Raw genomic sequence first — 2,940 nt, 5'->3', positions numbered from 1 at the left:
CCGCGCCCGCCTCCCGGCAGGGCCGGGCCAGGCCGGACCGGGCCGGGCCAGGCCGGACCGCGCGGCGCGTGTCAGGGGCGGCGACGGCCTACTTGCGCCAGCGGGCCTGCTTGTCGGCCGCGGTCCTCGTGCACGTGTAGACGACGCCCTGGGCCGTCTGCCCCTTGGCGCCCAGCGGCGCGCAGAACCCGCCGGGGCGGATCGCACCGGGGATGGCGACGCTCCCCTTCACCTCGGTCCAGGTCCTCGTGCCGCCGTGCTTGACGCAGACGAGCCCGTTCCCCTGCTGGGTCTGGCCGACCGCGCCCACGTCCGAGCAGGTGGATCCGGGTTTGACGCTGCCGGTGGGGATGGGCGCGGCGCCGTTGGCGGCGACCCAGCGCGGCTGCTTCTCGCCCTTGCGCATGGTGCAGAAGGCGGCCTTGCCGTCGGACGTGCGGGCCACCATCCCGTTGTCGGAGCAGACGCGCCCGACCTTCACCGACGCCTGCGGCGCCACCCCGCTCAGCTTCGGCGGAGCGGTACCGCCCGTCCCGTGGCCGGTCGGCGATGGGTGCGTCGCCGGGGTCGTCGCCGCGGTCCCGCCCCTCGCCTTGGCCACGGCCGCACCCTTCGGCGCGGCGGACGTCCCGCCGCTCTTGGCGTGCCCGCCGTCCGAGCCGCAGGCCGTGCCCGCGAAGGCCACGGCCGCCACTGTCAGCACGGCCCCCGCCGCACGCATCCTCGTCATCGCATGCCCCCCGTCGTCCGTCGCGTTGACGGACACCACCTTACGGAAAGCGACCGTTCGATCACAGGATCGACGTGCACCGGCGTCCCGCCCGAGGCCGAGCGGGGACTCCGGGGCGGGAGGACGGATCAGTCGGCGGCGAGGACGGGGGCGCCGTCCGTCCGCTCCTCCTGGCGGGCGAACTGGGTGCGGTACAGCTCGGCGTAGAGGCCGCCGCCGGACAGCAGCTCCTCGTGCCGCCCGCGCTCGACGATCCGGCCGGCGTCCACCACGAGGATCTGGTCCGCCTCGCGGATCGTGGACAGCCGGTGCGCGATCACCAGCGAGGTGCGGCCCGCCAGCGCGGTGCGCAGCGCCCGCTGGACGGCGGCCTCGGACTCGGAGTCCAGGTGCGCGGTCGCCTCGTCCAGCACGACCACCGAGGGGGCCTTGAGCAGCAGCCGGGCGATGGCCAGGCGCTGCTTCTCTCCGCCCGACAGCCGGTAGCCGCGGTCGCCGACCACGGTGTCCAGGCCGTCCGGCATGTCCGCGACCAGCTCCCCGACCTGGGCCGCCTCCAGCGCCGCGAGGATCTGCTCGTCGGTGGCGTCCGGACGGGCGTACCGCATGTTCTCCCGGATGGAGTCGTGGAACAGGTGCGCGTCCTGGCTGACGACGCCGACCCGGGCGCGCAGCGAGTCCAGGGTGACGTCGCGGACGTCCTGGCCGCCGATCCGCACCGCGCCGCCGGACGCGTCGTACAGCCGCGACACCAGGTGCGTGATCGTGGACTTGCCCGCCCCGGACGGCCCGACCAGCGCCACGAGCTGCCCGGGCGCGGCGGTGAAGTCCACGTCGAACAGCACGTCCCGGCCGGGCGCGGTGTCGCTGCGGGCGATCGACTCCAGCGACGCGAGCGAGACCTCCTCGGCGGACGGGTAGCTGAACGAGACGTGGTCGAACTGGACCGCGGGCGCCTCGTGCTCGTCCACGGTGAGGGGCTCGGCGCCGTCCTTGTCGTCGATGAGCGGCTTGAGGTCCAGCACCTCGAAGACGCGGTCGAAGCTCACCAGCGCGGTCATCACGTCCACGTGGACGTTGGACAGCGCGGTCAGCGGCCCGTACATGCGGGTGAGCAGGGTGGCCAGGGCGACCAGGGTGCCCAGCTGGAAGCTGCCGTTCACGACCAGGGAGCCGCCGACGCCGTAGACCATGGCGGTCGCGAGCGCCGCGACCAGGGTCAGCGCGGTGAAGAACACCCGGCCGTACATGGCCGAGACCACGCCGATGTCGCGGACCCGGGCGGCGCGTCCGGCGAAGGTCTCCTCCTCCTCGGCCGGACGGCCGTACAGCTTGGCGAGCATCGCGCCGGCGACGTTGAACCGCTCGGTCATCAGCGAGCTCATCTCGGCGTCCAGCTGCATCTGCTCGCGGCTGACGGCCTGCAGCCGCTTGCCGACCCACTTGGCGGGCAGCACGAAGATCGGCAGGAGCAGCAGCGCGATCAGGGTGACCTGCCAGGACAGCACCAGCATCGTGACCAGCACCAGGACCAGGCTGATCACGTTGGACACCACCGACGACAGCGTGGTCGTCAGGGCCCGCTGCGCGCCGATCACGTCGCTGTTCAGGCGGCTGATCAGCGAGCCGGTCTGGGCCCGCATGAAGAACGCGACGGGCTGCCGCTGGACGTGCCCGAACACCTGCGTCCGCAGGTCGTAGATCAGGCCCTCGCCGATCTTCGCCGAGTACCAGCGCTGCGCGAGGCCGAGCACCGCCTCCAGCAGCGCCAGCGCCGCCACGGTGACCGCCAGGCCGATCACCACGCCCTGCCGGTGGGGGATGATGCCGCGGTCGATGATGCCCTTGAGCAGCAGCGGGTTCGCCACCACGATCACCGCGCCGAGGGCGTTCAGGGCCAGGAAGAGCACCAGCTCGCGGATGTAGGGCCGCGCGTACCCGGCGATCCGCTTGACGGTCCCCTTGGCCAGCTTCTTCTGCGTGACCGAGCTGTCCCGTCGGAACGAGGCCATCACCTGCCAGCCGTTCCCCGGCATCCCGGGCATCCCCATACGGGCCCTCCCCAAGGTCCTCGCGGTCCGGCCGCCGCGGAACGCGGACGCCGGCCGGCGAACGTAATCAAGTAAGCATCTCAGTCCGCACGAACCACAACGCGCCGACGCCGCCGTGCCTTCCCGCGCGCCGCCCCGGATCGCCCGCGCCGCCGCCCG

At 73.2% G+C, this 2,940-nt stretch carries 2 protein-coding genes; both read right to left on the bottom strand.

All coding sequences use genetic code 11. The features are described 5' to 3' along the window. Positions 1-88: 88 nt before the first annotated feature. Positions 89-730, bottom strand: a complete 642-nt coding sequence (locus DZF91_RS04365; RefSeq protein WP_147340990.1) for a hypothetical protein — start codon at positions 728-730, stop codon at positions 89-91. A gap of 128 nt (positions 731-858) precedes the next feature. Further along, on the bottom strand, positions 859-2,775 hold the full coding sequence (locus DZF91_RS04360; RefSeq protein ID WP_407920876.1) for an ABC transporter ATP-binding protein: 1,917 nt from the start codon (positions 2,773-2,775) through the stop codon (positions 859-861). Positions 2,776-2,940 lie beyond the last annotated feature (165 nt).

The sequence above is a fragment of the Actinomadura logoneensis genome, assembly GCF_003428695.1.
GTDB lineage: Bacteria > Actinomycetota > Actinomycetes > Streptosporangiales > Streptosporangiaceae > Spirillospora > Spirillospora logoneensis.
Note: the sequence above shows the minus strand (reverse complement) of the source record. Positions and strands in the feature narration are given on the sequence as shown.